General features: G+C 40.9%; 15 protein-coding genes. 9 read left to right on the plus strand and 6 right to left on the minus strand.

The genetic code is table 11. The annotated features are described in order from the left end of the window. Positions 1-91: 91 nt before the first annotated feature. Positions 92-298: a helix-turn-helix transcriptional regulator gene (locus tag CWB80_RS05190; protein WP_054552938.1), complete on the minus strand. Its 207-nt coding sequence runs from the start codon at positions 296-298 to the stop codon at positions 92-94. Beyond that, positions 299-757 (minus strand): hypothetical protein, encoded by a 459-nt coding sequence (locus CWB80_RS05195; RefSeq protein ID WP_138600105.1) that lies wholly within the window; start codon positions 755-757, stop codon positions 299-301. Positions 758-943: 186 nt separating this feature from the next. Between CWB80_RS05195 and lepB the strand changes: the two genes are divergently transcribed. After that, a complete protein-coding gene (gene lepB, locus CWB80_RS05200; RefSeq protein WP_138600104.1) occupies positions 944-1,603 on the plus strand; it encodes a signal peptidase I in 660 nt (219 codons plus the stop codon). Between the two features lie 83 nt (positions 1,604-1,686). After that, positions 1,687-2,502 (plus strand): hypothetical protein, encoded by an 816-nt coding sequence (locus CWB80_RS05205; protein WP_138600103.1) that lies wholly within the window; start codon positions 1,687-1,689, stop codon positions 2,500-2,502. Positions 2,503-2,595: 93 nt separating this feature from the next. On the opposite strand, the gene metG is transcribed toward CWB80_RS05205, so the two are convergent. Beyond that, on the minus strand, positions 2,596-4,620 hold the full coding sequence (gene metG / locus CWB80_RS05210) for a methionine--tRNA ligase (protein WP_138600102.1): 2,025 nt from the start codon (positions 4,618-4,620) through the stop codon (positions 2,596-2,598). Positions 4,621-4,798: 178 nt separating this feature from the next. On the opposite strand from metG, the gene apbC reads away from it, so the two are divergent. The 5 genes from apbC (at position 4,799) to CWB80_RS05235 (ending at position 14,817) form a co-directional block, all read left to right on the plus strand. Next, positions 4,799-5,878, plus strand: coding sequence for an iron-sulfur cluster carrier protein ApbC (gene apbC / locus CWB80_RS05215; protein WP_054552943.1), 1,080 nt, complete (start codon positions 4,799-4,801; stop codon positions 5,876-5,878). Positions 5,879-6,198: 320 nt separating this feature from the next. After that, the gene (locus CWB80_RS05220; protein WP_138600101.1) at positions 6,199-8,343 is read left to right on the plus strand and encodes a glycoside hydrolase family 16 protein; all 2,145 of its coding nucleotides are present in this window, start codon (positions 6,199-6,201) and stop codon (positions 8,341-8,343) included. 78 nt (positions 8,344-8,421) lie between these two features. Further along, positions 8,422-11,373 (plus strand): TonB-dependent receptor, encoded by a 2,952-nt coding sequence (locus tag CWB80_RS05225; RefSeq protein WP_138600100.1) that lies wholly within the window; start codon positions 8,422-8,424, stop codon positions 11,371-11,373. Positions 11,374-11,601: 228 nt separating this feature from the next. Next, positions 11,602-12,189, plus strand: coding sequence for a dCTP deaminase (gene dcd, locus CWB80_RS05230; RefSeq protein ID WP_054552946.1), 588 nt, complete (start codon positions 11,602-11,604; stop codon positions 12,187-12,189). Between the two features lie 132 nt (positions 12,190-12,321). Further along, complete coding sequence (locus tag CWB80_RS05235; protein ID WP_138600099.1) at positions 12,322-14,817, plus strand: EAL domain-containing protein; 2,496 nt, start codon at positions 12,322-12,324, stop codon at positions 14,815-14,817. Here the strand turns inward: CWB80_RS05235 and CWB80_RS05240 are convergent. Further along, on the minus strand, positions 14,783-15,559 hold the full coding sequence (locus CWB80_RS05240) for a CLCA_X family protein (protein WP_138600098.1): 777 nt from the start codon (positions 15,557-15,559) through the stop codon (positions 14,783-14,785). The genes CWB80_RS05235 and CWB80_RS05240 overlap by 35 nt on opposite strands. Beyond that, positions 15,559-16,158 carry a tRNA-uridine aminocarboxypropyltransferase gene (locus CWB80_RS05245; RefSeq protein WP_138600097.1) on the minus strand — a complete coding sequence of 200 codons (600 nt, stop codon included), beginning with the start codon at positions 16,156-16,158 and terminating at the stop codon, positions 15,559-15,561. Before CWB80_RS05245 ends, CWB80_RS05240 begins: the two co-directional genes overlap by 1 nt. A gap of 121 nt (positions 16,159-16,279) precedes the next feature. Here CWB80_RS05245 and CWB80_RS05250 point away from each other — a divergent pair, with 121 nt between their 5' ends. Together CWB80_RS05250 and CWB80_RS05255 are read left to right on the plus strand one after the other, a co-directional pair. After that, positions 16,280-16,624, plus strand: coding sequence for an Hpt domain-containing protein (locus CWB80_RS05250; RefSeq protein WP_054552950.1), 345 nt, complete (start codon positions 16,280-16,282; stop codon positions 16,622-16,624). Between the two features lie 93 nt (positions 16,625-16,717). Next, positions 16,718-17,935, plus strand: a complete 1,218-nt coding sequence (locus CWB80_RS05255; protein WP_138600096.1) for a pyridoxal phosphate-dependent aminotransferase — start codon at positions 16,718-16,720, stop codon at positions 17,933-17,935. A 25-nt stretch (positions 17,936-17,960) separates the two neighbouring features. On the opposite strand, the gene CWB80_RS05260 is transcribed toward CWB80_RS05255, so the two are convergent. Beyond that, a complete protein-coding gene (locus tag CWB80_RS05260; protein ID WP_138600095.1) occupies positions 17,961-18,428 on the minus strand; it encodes an outer membrane lipoprotein in 468 nt (155 codons plus the stop codon). Positions 18,429-18,432: the final 4 nt, after the last annotated feature.

An 18,432-nucleotide genomic window follows, 5' to 3' on the forward strand; every position in this document is an offset into this window, starting at 1 on the left:
GATTTTGAAGCTATGAAAAGATCAGTCAAGTGATCATAAAAATATTCTTAACTGATCAGCATTAAGCTCTTCGGCTAACCTTTTTTGTTAATTACTGATACGAAAACACGTCGTCTAGTTTTTTATCAAACAGTTGAGCAATCTTAAAAGCCACCTCGAGCGACGGTGAGTATTTACCTTTTTCAATCGCTACTATGGTTTGCCTTGAAACTCCAACAGCCTCTGCCAATGCTTGCTGAGTCATTTCATTGTGATGAAATCGAAGTTCCCGAATGGTATTACTGAGCTGTTTTGTCATCTAGCTGTCTCTTCGATATAAATACGCTTTGCTGGCAATAGTAATAATTTCACTGACTAAAAAACCAATAATAAGAAAGTGCATAATATTATATAGATCTGAGACCTCAGGTAACAGCATGCGTCCAGATACGCGCTCAATTTGCGTCGCTAAAAATACACATATTAAGATAGTTGCAGAGCAAAACCAGTGACCAAGCTTGGTGCTTTTTAGGTCAATGAGCTTATCACGCTCATCATCCCCTAAGTCTGCTTCTTTGTGTTTAATACCAGCAAGTACAGATTGCATAATTATCTCTAGGATCACCGCAACTACGGCAACCCTATACAAATAAGACACCATGGTCTCTTCGCTTAGAGCACCCGCGGCTTGTAGTGAATTAATACCTAACAGGTAATAGCTTAACAGGCCTATGGTTACCACCAAGGTGCCCCAAATTGTCATTTCTTTGTAGCTCATTTTCTTCCACCCTATGTAAAAAATATTTGACTTGGTGTTAAGTAAACTACTCATTGCTTGCTGTGTCAAATATTTTTAACATCATGTATGGTATTTTTATCATTGACGCATTTCGTTACATTTAGTTAAGAACTAATTTGTACCGCTCAGACTCCTAATGACACAAACAATAAATAAGGAACGAATATGAACTGGCTTTTAAAGGTATGGAAAAATAACCGCTCATTGATTTTATTTATCTGCTTGATGAGTGTGTTTAGAAGTGCAGTGGCTGATTGGTATGAAGTGCCAACAGGTTCTATGAATCCGACCATCGTTGAAGGGGACCGTATTTTAACGGATAAAATGGCTTATGATCTGCGTGTACCATTTAGTCATATTTCGCTAATGCGTACTGATGAGCCAAAAGCCGGCGATATTATTGTATTTGATTCTAAGGCTGCAAATAACCGTTTGATAAAGCGTGTTATTGGCGTGCCGGGCGATACAGTGACTTTAGTCGATAATAAATTGATCATTAACGGTAAAGCGCTTGATTATTTATTAGCTGATGACAAGCAACAGCAGCAAACACTCATTGAAAATCTTGCCGGTGTTCAGCACGCTATTCAGATATCAAAAACGCCCTCGGTGATGCAGCATTTTGCCCCTGTCGTTATTCCAAAGGATATGTATCTAGCGATGGGTGATAACCGAGACCACAGTGCAGACTCGCGAGTGATTGGGCTAGTGCCTCGCAGTGAGTTATTAGGTAAAGCTAAAAGAGTTATAGTGTCACTCGATTATGATGACTATTACTTACCTCGAAAAGAACGGCTTTTACATGATTTATACTTAGCACCCTAGATAAAAATCGTACAAAAATTGGCAATTTAGAATTTTATGTTTCAATATTAACGACATAAAAATAATAAGCCAAAAGGTAAAGTATGATAAATGATAAGTGTGCGAGATTAATTCGATCTTATTTGTTACTCGTCTTTTCAACTAGCCTCATTGCATGTGGTTCGAGCTCAAAAAACGAATCTACAAAAGTTGATGACACTAACAGCTCAACACCGGATACAGGTGTTGAGCTTGTCGATAACAGTGGTAGTGCTGACTATAAAATTATTATTTATGGCAATAGCCATAGTGCTAGATTAGGGGATTTGCTTGAACAGCTTATTTCCAGTGAGTTAACCAACGCTCAAGTTTCAACGCTTACCGTCAGTGGTGGTTTTTTAGATGAAATAGTGAACACATCGGGCAATGTTGAAAAGCTACAGCAAGCCAATTGGAGCCATGCTATTTTTCAAGGTCAAAAGTATTCTCAGTCTGGCTCTGTTAATTATTCTACAAATGAGGCTGAACGATTAATTGCCAGTGCAAAAGAGCTGGAAATTACACCTATTTTGTTTCCTGAGCATCCGCAAAGAGGTGATAGCAAAGAAGGGGAGCTTGTTTATCAATTGCATTTGTCGATTAGCGAAAAAGAGGCAAGCTGTGTTGCACCAATCGGCTTAGTTTGGGACAAAGCAATCGCCGCATTACCTGAGCTTAATTTTTACAGCGCAGATGGTAATCATGCATCAAACGCAGGGCACTTACTGACCGCGATGACTTTTTATGAAGTTATAACAGGTGAGCTTGCAGATACCCTAGCTTACAATGCTGCTTTTGCGATTACCGAACAGCAACACCAGCAGTTTGGGCAAATAATTACACAAGTGCTTGCTGAATATCCTGCATGCCCCAGCTCTTAAGCTAACAACATTAATCTAAAGCATTCATTAAATACAAAAAAACCGTTGTGTCTGAAACACAACGGTTCTTTATATTAACTAGCAATTGTGTAATTACATTACACGCATGCCAGGCTCTGAGCCTTCATCAGGGTTAAGAATATAAATTTCTTTTCCGCCAGGGCCTGCTGCTAATACCATGCCTTCAGACATACCAAAACGCATCTTACGAGGCTTAAGGTTTGCTACCATTACCGTTAGCTTGCCTTCGATGTCTTCTGGTGCATACGCCGATTTAATACCTGCGAATACTTGGCGCGTTTCGCCACCTAAATCTAAAGTTAGTTTTAATAACTTATCTGCGCCTTCAACGTGTTCTGCTTTAGCAATTTTTGCTACGCGTAAATCAACTTTCGCAAAATCATCAAATTCGATTTCTGGGCTGATAGGTTCTTTTGCGAGTGGGCTGTTTGGATCAATCTTGTCTTTTTCAGCAACTAGACTTTCTTTTGACTCTTCAATCATTTTGTTTACTTTATCCATTTCAACACGTTGCATTAACGGTTTGAACTTATTAATTGCGTGACCAACCAGCGCTGTTTGCGCGCCTTGCCATGTTAAACCGTCGTTTAAGAAGGCTTCAACGTTTGCAGCCATACCAGGTAGAACAGGTTTTAAGTAGGTGATAAGTACACGGAACATATTTAAACCAAGTGAGCATACATCGTGTGCTTCTTGTTGTTTTGTTTCGTCTTTAATTAACACCCATGGCGCTTTAGCGTCGATGAATTGGTTTGCTTTATCAGCAAGGGCCATGATTTCACGAATTGCACGGCTGTAATCACGGTTTTCGTAGTGATTTGCAATGCTTGCAGAAGCCGCTTGGAACTCACCTAATAGCGCTTCGTCCATTACGGTGTCGCTAAGCTTGCCGTCAAACTTCTTGGTGATGAAGCTTGCACAACGACTTGCGATATTAACCACTTTACCTACTAAGTCTGAGTTTACACGTAGCGCAAAGTCTTCAAGGTTTAAATCAAGGTCAGTGATGCCGTTGTTTAGTTTTGCTGCGTAGTAATAACGAAGATATTCAGGATCTAGGTTATCAAGGTAAGTACGCGCCTTAACAAAAGTGCCTTTTGATTTAGACATCTTCGCGCCATTCACAGTTACAAAACCGTGGGCAAATACATTTGTTGGCTTTCTGAATTTTGCGCCATCTAACATTGCAGGCCAGAATAAGCTGTGGAAATAGATGATATCTTTACCAATGAAGTGGTAAAGCTCTGCATCTGAGTCTTCGCTCCAGAATGCATCAAAATCAATTCCTTTTTTATCACACAGGTTTTTAAAGCTTGCCATGTAGCCGATTGGTGCATCGAGCCACACGTAGAAATATTTACCCGGTGCACCAGGGATTTCAAAACCAAAGTAAGGTGCGTCACGGCTGATATCCCACTGCTGTAGGCCATCTGCAAACCATTCATCAAGCTTGTTCGCCATTTCTTGTTGAATCGTGCCTGAGTGTAACCATTCTTTAAGCATGTCTTCAAAAGCAGGTAGGTCGAAGAAGTAATGCTCAGAATCTTTTAAAATTGGCTCAGCACCCGACATTACAGAGCGTGGGTTAATAAGCTCAGTTGGGCTGTAAGTTGCACCACAAGAATCACAGCTGTCACCGTTTTGATCTTCTGACTTACACGTTGGGCAAGTACCTGTTACAAAACGATCTGGTAAGAAGATACCTTTCTCTGGGTCGAAAAGTTGAGAAATAGTATGCTTTTTAATGTGACCCGCTTCATTTAAACGGTTGTAGATTAACTCGCTGAAATGACGGTTTTCTTCACTGTGCGTGCTGTGATAGTTATCAAACTCAATGTTGAAATCAGCAAAGTCACGTTGACGTTCAACACTCACGTTTTTAACCATCTCTTCTGGCGAGATCCCTTGCTTTTGCGCATTAAGCATAATTGGTGTGCCGTGAGCATCATCCGCGCAAACGTAATAGGTTTCATGACCTTGTTGTTTTTGGAAACGCGCCCAAATATCAGTTTGGATATATTCTAGTAAATGACCTAAGTGAGTCGGGCCATTGGCATAAGGTAATGCGCTAGTAATCAGGATCTTTCGCTGTGCCATAATCATTCCGAGTTGAGATTAGTTCGATGCAAATATGCTCGAATATCATTATTTAATTCATTGTGAGTTGCTTATATGCAACCTAAAGCAATGATATTATCTAATTGTCTGGTTTTAATGCCTTGAATGTTACATAATTCCGCAGCACTTTTCATCAAAGAAACGCTAATTTATTGCTATGTTTGGACTGTCAAAACTATTCTCAAGTAAATCGGCTGAAAAAGCACCTATCATTGCTGCCTTAGCCGCTTATCGTAGTAGCGCATTTGCCATTGGTATTGAGCAAGATTGGCTCGAAGAGCTTAATCAAAACAGCGATAAAAGCTGGCAAGTCAAATTAAACCTCCCTTTTGCAGGCTTGGGCGAAATCAACGACATTGAAAAATTTGTCGCCGATAAACTATCAGTGCCTGTGTCAATTAGCGCTAAAGTGAAATTACCAAGCACATTTAGTTTTAAGCAAATCAAACATATTGTGCTCGTTGCTTCAGGAAAGGGGGGCGTTGGAAAGTCAACCACAGCAGTGAATCTTGCCTCGGCTTTAGAGCAAGAGGGTGCCAAAGTGGGTATTCTCGATGCCGATATTTATGGCCCATCTATTCCACTGCTTCTTGGCCTACAAGGGGCTGAGCCGAAAACAGCCGATAATAAAAACTTACTTCCTTTTGAGGCGCATAACCTCAAAGCGCAATCGATTGGCTTTTTAGTACCAAGCGATGATGCAACCGTTTGGCGCGGACCAATGGCATCAGGTGCACTTAATCAATTAATGAACGAAACCGCTTGGGGAGAGCTTGATTATCTCATCGTTGATATGCCTCCAGGCACGGGTGATATTCAATTAACCATGAGCCAAAAAGTGCCAGCCAGTGGTGCGGTGATCATCACCACGCCTCAAGATTTAGCCCTAGCCGATGCACAAAAGGGCATTGCCATGTTCAATAAAGTGAACGTGCCTGTGCTTGGCTTAATTGAAAACATGAGCTACTTCTTATGTGGTCATTGTGGTGAGCCTAATCATGTATTTGGTAAAGATGGTGCCGTAAAATTAGCACATCGTCATGGTGTGCCTGTGCTGGCAAATATTCCACTGGCCATTGAAATTCGTGAAAGCTCGGAGCAGGGCGATTTAATTGCCAAAGACAACGCGGCTCAAATAAGCGAAACCTACAAAACCGCTGCCCGTGTACTTGCCAGTAGCTTGTATTATCAACAGGCGCACACAAGCGCAGTTGAAATAGTCATTACTGAAGATTGATTGTTGCAAAGATTTTGTTAATGGATTTTTCTTATTAACAAAATCTTGGGTGGTTCTTTATCATTAACTTTGCTCTTAAACCCCTCTTTTAGCCGTATATAGCCTACATTTTCGTTAAACATGTCCAAAAAACAAAATCGCCACAAATGTTAATATTTTATTGACGTTTTAATAACCTTATCATAGTCTAATGAAAGCGCTTACATTTACGGGGCTTTTTATTTACCTTTAAATGTAAGCGCTTACAATTGACTGGTTAGAATAATATTCATATAAATCAGTTGAGTACTAACAAACACATAATGTTAGGGTTCAATGCAATGAACAGATTCAAAACACACTTAACACAACTTACAATGGCGCTTTCAGTAGCGACATTAGCTGGCTGCGGCGGCTCTGCCACAGATACGAAAATTGATACTGTCAACCCAACTGAGCCTGTTTCAGACTGGGTGATGGTTTGGGAAGATAATTTTGATGGCGATGCTATCGATGACAAAAAATGGAGTTTCGAAATAAACTGTGCGGGTGGCGGTAATAACGAAAAACAATGTTATACCGACAGTGACGAAAACGCCTTTATTGCAGACGGTATTCTTAATATCGTTGCGTTACCTGCGGAAGAAGGGGCTGATAAGCCTTATACCTCTGCGCGTATTAATACTCGTTACAAAGCTGATTTTAAATATGGTCGCTTTGAAGTACGCGCAAAGCTGCCTAGTGGGCAAGGTTCTTGGCCTGCGTTTTGGATGATGCCTACCGATGAAGTTTATGGTGGATGGCCTCGTTCAGGAGAAATCGACATTGTTGAGTCGGTTAATTTAAAAGTACCAACCGAAGACGGTGTAGAATCAAATATCTACGGCACATTACATTACGGCCAAGAGTGGCCAAATAATGATAGCAGTGGCAAAGCTTATACCTTCGCGCAAGATTCTAATCCTGCTGATGACTTTCATACTTATGCTATCGAGTGGCAAGAGGGGGAAATTCGTTGGTACGTAGATGATTATTTATATGCTACACAGCGCCAATCAGAAGTGCTTTATGATGCGAAGGGCAATGAGATTGCACTTAAGCACAGAGGCTGGTATTCAGAGTACTTCGATCAAACAACCGGAGAGTTAACGACTTTTTGGGATGCATCTCCTTACGATCAAGAATTTTATTTAATCCTGAACTTCGCAGTGGGTGGTGATTGGCCTGAAAACGTTAATGCAACCGGTATTGATACAACTGCATTCGAAAATGGTCAAACTTTTGAAGTTGACTATGTACGTGTTTACGAATGTGCACAAGACCCTGACACAGGTAAAGGCTGTGAAACCGTGCGCCCGGGTTACGACAACTTAGACGATGCACTTGTGCAAGGCAAAGCTCCGGCTCCAACACCACCAAGTGATGGCACGGTAACGCCGCTTACTATTTTTGATAGCAGTTTTAACCCTAACTGGCCTGCATGGGATTGTTGCGGTGAATCAACACCTGCGCTTGTTGAAGATGCAGAGCGTGGTAATGTAGTTGAGTTTGTTGTAGGTGCAAAACCTACAGTAAATGGCTTTATTAGCCGTGCTCTCTTTATTACCGATGAAAATGGTGAAGCGTCTCCTTATGACGCCAGCGCTATGTTAGAAGATGGTTTTGTGCGTTTTGATATGCAAGTGACTTCATTACCTTCTACTCCAGATGCACCTTGGCTTTTCAAAATTGAAAGTGATGAAGGCGCGACAGCCGTTGAGCTAAACCTAAGTGCAAGTACAGAAGGTGTTAGCCCAGTTGCCGGTGAATGGCAAACTTATACCTTCCCACTGCAAACATTAGCTGATGCGGGTTTAAATGTATCGCTGATTGATGTGATCATGATTTTCCCTGCGTGGGGTCAAGGTGATGGTGCTGTTTATCGTGTTGATAATGTAGAGATCACAAATGATGCACCTCCTGCAACATTAACTCTTTTTGCTGACGAGATGAATCTTGATTGGCCACTTTGGAACTGTTGTGGTGATTTAGCACCTATTGAGGCCGTCGATGATGAGCAACATGGTTTGACTGCTGAATTTTCGATTGGACCAAAACCAACCGTTGTTGGCTTTAACAACCGTACTACATCAGGCGGCAGTGGCAGTCAATTTGATGCATCATCTTTAATTGATGAGGGTGTATTGCAATTTGAGATGAAGATCACCTCTTTATCATCAACACCGGATGCAGCTTGGTTTGTTAAAGTAGAATCTAGTGGTGGCCCTGATAATGCTGGTACTGCAGTTGAAGTTAACCTTAATACCAGCATAGAAGGTGTTGACCCTGTTGCAAGTGAGTGGCAAACCTATACTTTTACGGTCAATTCATTGTTACAAGCCGGTTTAGACATAAGTTCAATTGATGTCATCATGGTATTTCCTGCGTGGAGTCAAGGTGAGGGAGCTGTATTCCGTATTGATAATGCAGTTATTGCAAACCCGTAATTAACATTGGCAACAAGTGATGGGTGCTGAATACGGCACCCAGTATCCATGACAATATATTGCAAAAGCAGGTAAATCATGAAAAGCACAAAATTTATTAAAACACCTCTTGCAGCGTCAGTTGCGATGATCTTAACCGCAGGGCTAGGCACTATGTCTGCTTACGCACAGGATGAGCAAGAGAAAGCTGATAACGATATTGAAGTTATCGAAATTAAAGGTATTCGTGGCAGTATGATCCGCGCCATGGATATGAAACGTGATGCAACAGGTGTTGTAGATGCGATTTCAGCAGAAGAGATGGGTAAATTCCCAGATACTAACTTAGCTGAATCATTACAGCGTATTACTGGTGTATCAGTGAGCCGTTCAAACGGCGAAGGTAGCGAAATTACAGTACGTGGTTTTGGTCCTGAGTTTAACCTCGTGATGCTGAATGGCCGTCAAATGCCAGGTACGGGTTACACCCGTTCATACGCACTTGAGAATATTGCCGCTGATGGTGTAAGTGCACTTGAAGTAGCAAAATCAGGGCAAGCAGATGTACCAAGTGGTGGTCTAGGTGCTACGGTAAATATTATTACTACGCGCCCATTAAATAGCCCAGGCGAGAAATTTAGCTCGTCTATTAAGGCTATTCACGATTCATCTAATGAAGCCGGTGATGATGTAACCCCAGAGTTTTCAGCAATGTACAGCAATACTTATGCTGATGATACATTTGGTTTTGCGGCATCATTCTCACATCAAGAACGTGATTTTCAACAGCAAAACGCCAATATTCAAGGTTGGCAAGCCAATGTTGATTTACCGACCCTTGATGAAGGTGACTATATTGACCCACGTGCAGTCGATAGCGAAGGCAACCGTGTAGGTAATCATTTCTTTCCGAAAGACATGAACTACAGCATTGCTGATGTTGAACGTGAGCGCACTAATGGCCAAGTAACTTTACAGTACTCGCCAATTGAAAGCTTCACTGCAACGGTTGATTACACGGCGAGTCGTGCAATCACCGGTGTGAATACCGTGGGTTGGGGTATTTGGAATGAGTTTGGCAGTAACATTAACAGCTATGAGCTTGATGAAAATGGTACAGCGATTTATGCCGATATCAGTGGTAATGATGGTTCATTTACAGCAAGCCGTGGCACTACTGAAGTTAAAGCACGTTCAATTGGTTTAAACCTAGAGTGGCAAATTAACGACCAGTGGGAAGTTGAGTTCGATTATCACGATTCGAAAAACGAAACAGATAACGGCGCAGATGATGGCTTAGGTTCTGATGGTCAAATCATTCTTGGCTCAGATCAGTTACAGAGCAAAGTATATGATTATCGCACTGGTGAAGTTCCGCATGCTTACGTTAACTGGAACAATGGCACAACGGTGCTTGATCCAAGTGAGATTGATTCAAACTTCAGTCAGTTTATTTACTCGCCAGGTGAGTCTAATGTTGAGCAAGCTCAGCTTCATGCAACCTGGTTTAATGAAAGCTTTGAAATTCCACTTGTTAAAGTGAAATTCGGTGCTGCCAATACTAAGCAAACTATGGGCGGTTTTACTGCATGGAGTGGCTTACGTGGCGGCCCTGGTTTTAACCCATCATTCACCGAAATCTTCCCTGATGGCATGTTCACTTATAATGATACAGGCGACATGCTAGATCAATTCTCTGGTGGTGGTAGTGCCCTTGAACCAAATTACTATTACACCTATAGCTTTGAAGAAGCGTTAGCGCGTCAACTTGCTTATTTGAATGAAGACTTATTGGGCGATAATCAATACTCAATTGATCCATTCTTTGATGGTATCGACAGTGAAAGCTACGTAGAAGAGAAAACGCAAAGCTTCTATGTGAACAGCTTATGGGAGTTTGAATTATCTGATTACTTCGTACAGATTAACGCAGGTCTTCGTTATGAAGAAACGGATGTGACCAGTACGGTTCGTCAACGTGTTGAAAGCCAAGTTAACTGGGTGAGTGCATCTGAGTGGATCATGCAGTACGAAACTGGCGGTACAGATAACTTTTATCAAGAAGAAGGTAACTATGATATCTGGTTGCCGAACATCGACGTAAAAGTTGAAATTACAGACGAGCTTGTTGGTCGTGTTTCATGGGGTAAAACCATGGCACGTGCGCCGCTGGGTAATTTGGCTGGTGGCCGTAGCTTAACGGGTAGCCCGAAACCAGGTTCGCGTACAGGTAGCCAAGGTAATACTGATCTGTTGCCATTTGAATCAACTAACCTCGATTTATCCCTTGAATATTACTACGGCGAAGGTAGCTATGCTTCGGTTGGTTACTTCAAAAAAGACGTAGATAACTTTATTCAAACGCAAATAACTGAAACAACCATTGATGGTTTATACGATATCTTAAATGGTCCTCGTTACCTTGAAGCTGTGGCATCTGTAGAAGCTCGTGGTGAGCAAGCTACAAGTGACGCTGTGTTCAATGAAATGCTGGCATTAGGTTATGGTAATGCGGATGGTGCTATTGAACCAACGAGTTCTGATCCACTGATGGTATGGAATATTTCTCAACCACAAAACACGGATAGTAAATCGGTTGATGGCTTTGAACTAGCTGTTCAACACTTATTTGGTGAAAGCGGCTTTGGTTTAGGGGTTAATGCTACGTTTGTTGATGGTGATGTTGAATTTGATGTAGCAAGTTTAACTCAACAAGCTCCTTTATCTGGCTTAAGTGACTCAGCTAACTTCCAAGCTTTTTACGATAAAGATGGTTTATCTGTGAAAGTGACTTACGCATGGCGTGACTCTTACTTAATTGGTGTTGGTCAAGCACAAGGCTCATCTGATGCGCCGCCACAATTTGGCGATACATATGGTCAGTGGGACTTGAGTGTTAACTACGACATTAACGAAAACACGACTGTTTTCTTTGAAGGTATAAACCTTAACAACGAAACTGAGCGTGGCTATGGCCGTTACGAAGAGCAGTTCTTATTTGCTCGTCAATATGGACCACGTTACACAATCGGTGCCCGTTATAGCTTTTAATATGTGATCTCAAAAGGAACAAAAGCCGCTCGTTGAGCGGCTTTTTATTATCTATTTTAATTAATTAATAATTATTGAAGCAACGCACAGTTGATTTGTGTAATATATGCCTCACTAAGTCCACTATAATTAGCTTTTCGTAGACGCAAAAGGTTTGTGTTTTTTGTTAAAGTTATCGTTTTTTCCAACTTTAAATCAAATGTTTAAGTTGTTTAGGTAGAATAATAAATGAGATTATCAGATACCCATATTCAGCAATATATTGACGAAGGCCGCATTGTTATAGAGCCAGCACCAAGTAATGAAATGATCTCGGGTGTCACGGTTGACCTGCGTTTGGGCAATAAGTTTCGTGTTTTCCAAGATCATACTGCTGCGTATGTTGATTTAAGTGGCCCTAAAGATCAGCTTAATAAGGCAATGGAATCAATCATGAGTGATGAAATTGTGCTTGATGAAGAAGAAGCTTTTTTCCTTCATCCAGGTGAATTAGCATTGGCTATTACTCATGAAAAAGTTACTTTACCAGCAGATATTGTTGGTTGGTTAGATGGTCGCTCGTCGTTAGCACGCCTTGGTTTGATGGTACATGTAACAGCGCATCGTATTGATCCAGGTTGGTCGGGTAATATCGTTTTAGAGTTTTATAACTCAGGCAAGCTGCCACTTGCGCTTCGTCCAATGATGAAAATTGGTGCCATGAGTTTTGAAACCATGACAAGCCCAGCACAGAGCCCTTATAACACACGTAAAGATGCTAAATATAAAGATCAAAATACGGCAGTAGCAAGCCGCATTAGTGACGATAATAAATAATCCTTCAACATGTGGTCTTTGGGCCACATATCATTATTTGTTCAACTTTTTACTTATTTGCATTCTCATAAATTGGCAATTTAAGCGTATTCATCCCATACTTTTAGCTGGTGTTTAAAGCACGGAGCTAAAATGCACTTTATTGGCAAGCTGATCCATCAGGTTATAAAAATTTTGCTCGTTTTACTGGGCTGCGTATCGCTTCATAGTGCCAGTATTAATGCTGCAAGCAATAACTTACCGGTATGGGTACTTGATTCAGAACAGCCTTTAGCCAAACTTAGTCAGACCCTCGAAGTATCACTGCAAAATGCTGAGCCTTTAAATGCTTTAGAAAACAATACGGTTCGCCTCGCAGCACAAACCTCCTATTGGTTAATTATCGATTTACAGCAATTGCCTGAAAATAAAAACTATGTTGTTTATCTTAGTGAGCCTAACTTAACGTGGGCAAAGTTTTATCTGTTAGATGAAAATTATCAGTCCACCAATGATCAGCGGCTTGCTTCTCTAGAAAGTTTATCGAATGTGCGACCTCATTGGTTAATAGAGCACAGCCAAGGAGCTCGCTGGGCGCTAGTTAACTTCGTGCACAAAAGATCGCTAACATTAGAACTAGGTGTCGAAACAGCAAAAAGTTTTGAAGTTGACTTACATCAAACTATTTTGAGTTACGGTGCGATTTTAGGGGGGCTGATTTTGTGTATGTTTGTTTGTGGTGTTTACTTTTTTGTATCCCAGCGAACAAAATACTTAGTCCTAAATGCCTATTTTATATTGGTCACCATTGGGTTTTTAATCGATAACGGATTAATAAATTATCTAATTGGTGGTTTTAATTGGGAATCTAAATGGCCTGTTAATGAGTTCGCATTATGTTTTGTGAGCTATTTTTTATATCATTTTTTAGCGATCCATACCTATACAGCAAAGTTTAAAAAGGCCTGGCAAGCAATGATGCTGTGTTTATTCAGTGCAGCTTTATTGTCATCACTATTGCCTCATTTTAATCGTCAGTGGTTATTTATAGTCAGCTGTTTGGGCTTTTTGTGCTTTGCCTCTGTAATATTTTATAGTTTGATTAAGCGTAAGGGTAATCGTACTCATCTGCGTATTTTTATGCTTCTAATTATTGTTATTCAGGCGTTAAGTCTGTTTTTATGGAATGGATTTGGTATTGGCTACCATGGAATTCATAACACCATTTTATTGCTCACATCATTGGCGATCTGCTCCGTACTGTTATTAAAAGACCGTCAGCAAATTTCAGCATTTAGTTATTCGATGCTGCACGATGCGGATACGAAGCTACCAAATAAACAATTTTTACTCGCGCAAATGATGAAAAAAGTGTCGCAAAAGCAACATTTTTCAGTTTTATTATTTAAACCTCATGTACTCTCAAATGCACGTTCTACCTTTGGGTTTGAGCAAGCTAATATTTGTATCAATGAAAAACTAAGTATATTAAACATTCAGATGCAGACCATGAATACATTAAAGTTGGAAGTTCAAGCCACCAGAAGCACATGGCTTGCTCATATTGACGATAGTACATTTGGGTGTTTGATCTTGGGCGAACTAGAATTAAGCCATATTGAGCAATTTGCCTGCATGATCCATGGTGTGTTTGAAGAGGGCCTTACTCATGAAGAAATTAACTTAGTCGACCGTGTTGATATTGGTGTTGCTTATTACCCGATGCATGGCAATACCGCGAAACAAATATTGCAATGTGCAATACAAGCAATGACTGAAAAGCGCCTACAAGGTGAACGTTGGCGTATGTTCGACTCAGAAAGTGCGCGGCTTTCTGAACAAAGGTTATCCATTGCGGCAGCGCTTAAAATTGCGATTGATGAAAATCAGCTAAGTTTGCACTTTCAACCGCAGATATGTTTGAAAACGGGCAAAGTAGTTGGCTGTGAAGCATTACTGCGCTGGACACATCCAATTTTTGGTATTGTTAGTCCTGAGATATTTATTCCAATTGCAGAGTCAGCAGGGGTGATCAATCAGCTAACAGAGTGGGTCGTTGAAAAGGGGGTTGAATGGCAAGCGAAGTTTTGCAAACTGATACCCGATCATGTTATTTCCATCAATATTTCTGCAAAGGATTTATTAAATAAAAATTTACCTGTGCTGCTAATTACCATTTTAAATGAGCAAAATGTGGCGGCTGAATCAGTGATGTTAGAGCTCACTGAATCAGCGACCTTAGAAGAAAGTAAAAAAATTAAAGCCATGCTTGATGATTACCGTTTAATAGGTTTAAAACTCGCTATTGATGATTTCGGTACAGGCTACTCATCACTTGCCTATTTAAGCCAACTTGGTTTTGATGAAGTCAAAATAGATAAACAATTTGTGTTAAATCTGCCGTTTTCGGTTAATGATCAAAGTATCTGTAAGGCAACCTGTGATATCGCCACTACTTTAGGTGCACATGTTGTTGCTGAGGGTATTGAAGATGAGCAAAGCCTCGCTATGTTACAAAGCTATGGTTGCCAGTTTGGACAGGGATATTATTTTTCAAAACCCCTTGCTGCAGATGATTATTTAGACTGGATAAGCGAGGTAAAAAAACTTGACCTTAATCTTGATGCAACAGCGAACCTAGCTGATTAAAATATTTAAGCAAGGCTTCAAAACAATTCATCGTATGCTGCTCATCCGGGTAGATTAAGCCACTTTTCGATAAGCCACTCACTAAAAAGCTATTTTTGATGTTAGGGTGGACGCTAATACACTTTTCAAAACAGCGGGCAGCTAGTTCCTCAGGCATACTCATATAAAGTTGCTTTACTTGCTTATCAAAAGCGATAGATTGTTTTACGAATTCATTTGGATTTTTACCAGAGTTATCTAAAAATACCTGATGATAAAACTCATTTAAGCGTTGATTAAGTGGATGACTCAAGTCTGGTGACTGTTCGAGCCACAGCGCCGAACAGAATTGCATGCTCTTTCTGCCGCTAAATAAGTGCTGACAAATATGATGGTCAAAAGCATGAAACCATTCATGGGCGAGTGCGCCACCACCTGCATTTTTAGCCAGCGCAAGGGTTTGGCTGTGAGCATTATAATGAGCCTGCACACCTTTTTGTCCGCCATGACCAAAAGCAAAATTGAGTTTCCCTCTAAGGCCAATTGCCGTTGGCGGTAAAGTCAGTATTTGCGCAAGATCGGCTAAAGCATCGTAAATTAAATTCGCCGCTAATAGCCGTTCTTGCTTATTAACCCAATTACCAACCACCATAGTGCGAAAACCAAAGGTGTCGCGAATATCGTCAAAATCGACCTGATCATCAAAGCGATAATCGGGTCCCTTACGATGAAAACCTGCGCTTAGTCGTTTTGATACACGCATTATAGATAGCGTGCCTTAACATCATCCGGCATATGCTGAGTTTGCTTATCGACCAGTGCTGCTAATAATCTGTATAGTGGTGTTACATCAATGCCTTCAATTAATTTAAGGCTATGAGCTACAGCTTCTAAAGTTGATAAACTATCTGCTCGAGGTGCTTTACGGATGACGTATTTGTTTTGTGGTATGTGCTTAAAACTCACCGTTTGAAATGCACGGAGGCTAGGGGTTAATTGCAGCATTTTGTAGGCTTTTTTCCATGTACCATCAATTACGATTAAATGATTTAAAGACTGTTTGAAAGCATCTGTAGTGGCAGTGTGCTCATCTAGACTTAAGGCATCCTCAGTAGGGTAAAGAACCGCTGTTGTTGCTTTTGGCAATGTTGCAAGCTGTAAAAAGTCTTGCTCTGACTCACCAGCGATGATCTGGCAATTTTCTAAACCTAAATTCAGTAAATTGGCCGTATTTTTAGTGACTTTTTCCTCACTTGGGTGGCGTAATATAATGATTTTTAGTTTATTATTGATTATGCTTATTGAATCACATAAACAGGTTTTAATTGAAAAGCCACAATGTGAGCATAATTCTCTAGCCATAGATACTCTTGTATACATTTGAAGTCTCTTTAGTATACATGAGCTAGAGCTGTAATTTTGCATTTTTAAAGCAGACAGCTAAAATTGCGATTTAAATATTTGGTTTTATTAAGGGATAAAGATGACGACTATCACTATCGATGAAAGTGCGCTTGAAGGAATGGAGTCGCTACTGGGTGATCAATTTGCTGACACGCTTTCTTTTTGTTGTAGCGAGTTTCAAAGGTTAGGCTCTGAGGTGCACGCTAATCTTGGTTCAGACAACGAAGCTGCAGCGCGTCATGCTCATAGCTTAAAATCAAATGCCGCCCAATTTGGAGCCCAAAGTCTATCTGAGCTCGCTCAATCAATTGAGCATGCACTCAATGAAGGGAATGCTGATATAGCACAGCAAAACAGTGCAAGTATCGATCAGCAAGTTTCTGGCTCTGTAGAAAAATTACAAGCTTGGTTCGCTACTCGCTAAAAACTTGAATTTATTTCAGTTATAACCGCAAAAATCCTCTGGCGTGGTGGCCCCTTACTAGGTTAGTCTTAAGGTTAATTAGTAGAGGTAACCATGTCACAAATCAAAAAGAGTCACAAACTAGACGGTGTCTGTTATGACATACGTGGGCCTGTGCTTGCACAAGCTCGAAAAATGGAAGACGAAGGGCAAAAAGTATTAAAGCTAAACATTGGTAATCCAGCTGCCTTTGGCTTTGATATGCCTGAAGATATGCACAAAGATATCATTCGTAACTTATATTCAGCCCAAGGCTACTGTGACTCTAAAGGCCTCTACTCAGCCCGTGTGGCAGTCTATCAGCACTATCAGCAACGCGGCTTATATAACCTTGATGTCGATAATATTTATATCGGCAATGGGGTCAGCGAACTCATTCAAATGACCACGCAAGCACTACTTGATAATGACGATGAAGTGCTTATTCCTGCACCGGATTATCCGCTATGGACTGCATCGGTTAAATTAGCAGGGGGTAACCCTGTGCATTATCTTTGTGATGAAGAACAAGATTGGTTTCCTGATATTGCTGATATTAAATCGAAGATCACCTCAAAGACCAAAGCATTGGTGCTTATTAACCCAAATAACCCAACCGGTGCGGTATATAGCGATGATCTGTTGATGGAACTGATCAACATTGCTCGCGAGCATAAATTATTGTTATTGAGCGATGAAATTTACGAGAAAATCTTGTACGACGGTGTCAGCCACAGCTCAATTGGCGCACTGTGTGATGATGTACCAATTATCACCTTTAATGGCCTAGCAAAAACGTACCGCGCTGCGGGATTGCGAATGGGCTGGATGGTGCTAAGCGGTCGCACTAGCATGATGGACGATTTGAGCCGTGGCCTAGATATGCTGGCATCAATGCGCTTATGTGCCAATGTACCAGCACAATATGCTATTCAACAAGCTTTAGGTGGTGTGCAGTCAATCGATAACCTGATAAACCCAGGTGGTCGGCTTTATGTTCAGCGTGATATTGCATGGCGTGGTTTAAATGCCATTGATGGTATTAGCTGTAAAAAGCCTAAAGGGGCGCTTTACGCATTTGCGAAAGTAGATACCGCGCACTTTAATATTAAAGATGATGAGCGCATGATTTTAGATTTACTCAAAGCGGAGAAAATCTTATTAGTGCATGGCCGTGCATTTAATTGGCCAGATCCTGATCATTTCAGATTGGTGTTTTTACCAAACAAAGATGATTTAACAGAAGCCATGAGTAAGATGCAGCGATTTTTCGCTGATTATCGACAAAGCTAAAAAAAGCGAGCCGAGGCTCGCTTTTTTAATACGCTTTATCAACACGCACCGTGTTATCGGTGAGGTACACCAAGCGTACTTTATCACCTTGGTTAAACAGCATTTGGTTATCTTTGTCTTGCACAACCATAAACTGTTCGCCGCTTTCTACTTTGATCATCAATTCAACGAGCTGATATTGTAAGACGCGACTGTTTTGTTGGCGGTTGTGAGCAACAGAGCCACCAATCATCGAACCTAAAATGGTTGCTACAGTGCGGCCACTGCCGCCACCAAACTGATTACCGATAACACCGCCAATAAGCGCACCACCAAAGGTTTCCCAGCCGTTGGTTCTGTCTTTGACCAGTTCTTGTTCGGTAATGGTTCGTACTGATTGTACTGAGCCAAATAACACCTGTTGTACTGGTACTGCTTTGTTACGCTGATAGTCAGCATAACTAGGCGAGCTCAGTAATAAACAGCTTGCTAGGATTGCTACTAGGTATTTCATAACC

Source organism: Pseudoalteromonas sp. S1650 (assembly GCF_005887195.1).
Classification (GTDB): domain Bacteria; phylum Pseudomonadota; class Gammaproteobacteria; order Enterobacterales; family Alteromonadaceae; genus Pseudoalteromonas; species Pseudoalteromonas simplex.

Bases quoted from the DNA above. Each gene is read 5' to 3' on its own strand.
- CWB80_RS05190 (WP_054552938.1), bottom strand. From the start codon at position 298: ATGACAAAACAGCTCAGTAATACCATTCGGGAACTTCGATTTCATCAC.
- CWB80_RS05195 (WP_138600105.1), bottom strand. From the start codon at position 757: ATGAGCTACAAAGAAATGACAATTTGGGGCACCTTGGTGGTAACCATA.
- lepB (WP_138600104.1), top strand. From the start codon at position 944: ATGAACTGGCTTTTAAAGGTATGGAAAAATAACCGCTCATTGATTTTA.
- CWB80_RS05205 (WP_138600103.1), top strand. From the start codon at position 1,687: ATGATAAATGATAAGTGTGCGAGATTAATTCGATCTTATTTGTTACTC.
- metG (WP_138600102.1), bottom strand. From the start codon at position 4,620: ATGGCACAGCGAAAGATCCTGATTACTAGCGCATTACCTTATGCCAAT.
- apbC (WP_054552943.1), top strand. From the start codon at position 4,799: ATGTTTGGACTGTCAAAACTATTCTCAAGTAAATCGGCTGAAAAAGCA.
- CWB80_RS05220 (WP_138600101.1), top strand. From the start codon at position 6,199: ATGAACAGATTCAAAACACACTTAACACAACTTACAATGGCGCTTTCA.
- CWB80_RS05225 (WP_138600100.1), top strand. From the start codon at position 8,422: ATGAAAAGCACAAAATTTATTAAAACACCTCTTGCAGCGTCAGTTGCG.
- dcd (WP_054552946.1), top strand. From the start codon at position 11,602: ATGAGATTATCAGATACCCATATTCAGCAATATATTGACGAAGGCCGC.
- CWB80_RS05235 (WP_138600099.1), top strand. From the start codon at position 12,322: ATGCACTTTATTGGCAAGCTGATCCATCAGGTTATAAAAATTTTGCTC.
- CWB80_RS05240 (WP_138600098.1), bottom strand. From the start codon at position 15,559: ATGCGTGTATCAAAACGACTAAGCGCAGGTTTTCATCGTAAGGGACCC.
- CWB80_RS05245 (WP_138600097.1), bottom strand. From the start codon at position 16,158: ATGGCTAGAGAATTATGCTCACATTGTGGCTTTTCAATTAAAACCTGT.
- CWB80_RS05250 (WP_054552950.1), top strand. From the start codon at position 16,280: ATGACGACTATCACTATCGATGAAAGTGCGCTTGAAGGAATGGAGTCG.
- CWB80_RS05255 (WP_138600096.1), top strand. From the start codon at position 16,718: ATGTCACAAATCAAAAAGAGTCACAAACTAGACGGTGTCTGTTATGAC.
- CWB80_RS05260 (WP_138600095.1), bottom strand. From the start codon at position 18,428: ATGAAATACCTAGTAGCAATCCTAGCAAGCTGTTTATTACTGAGCTCG.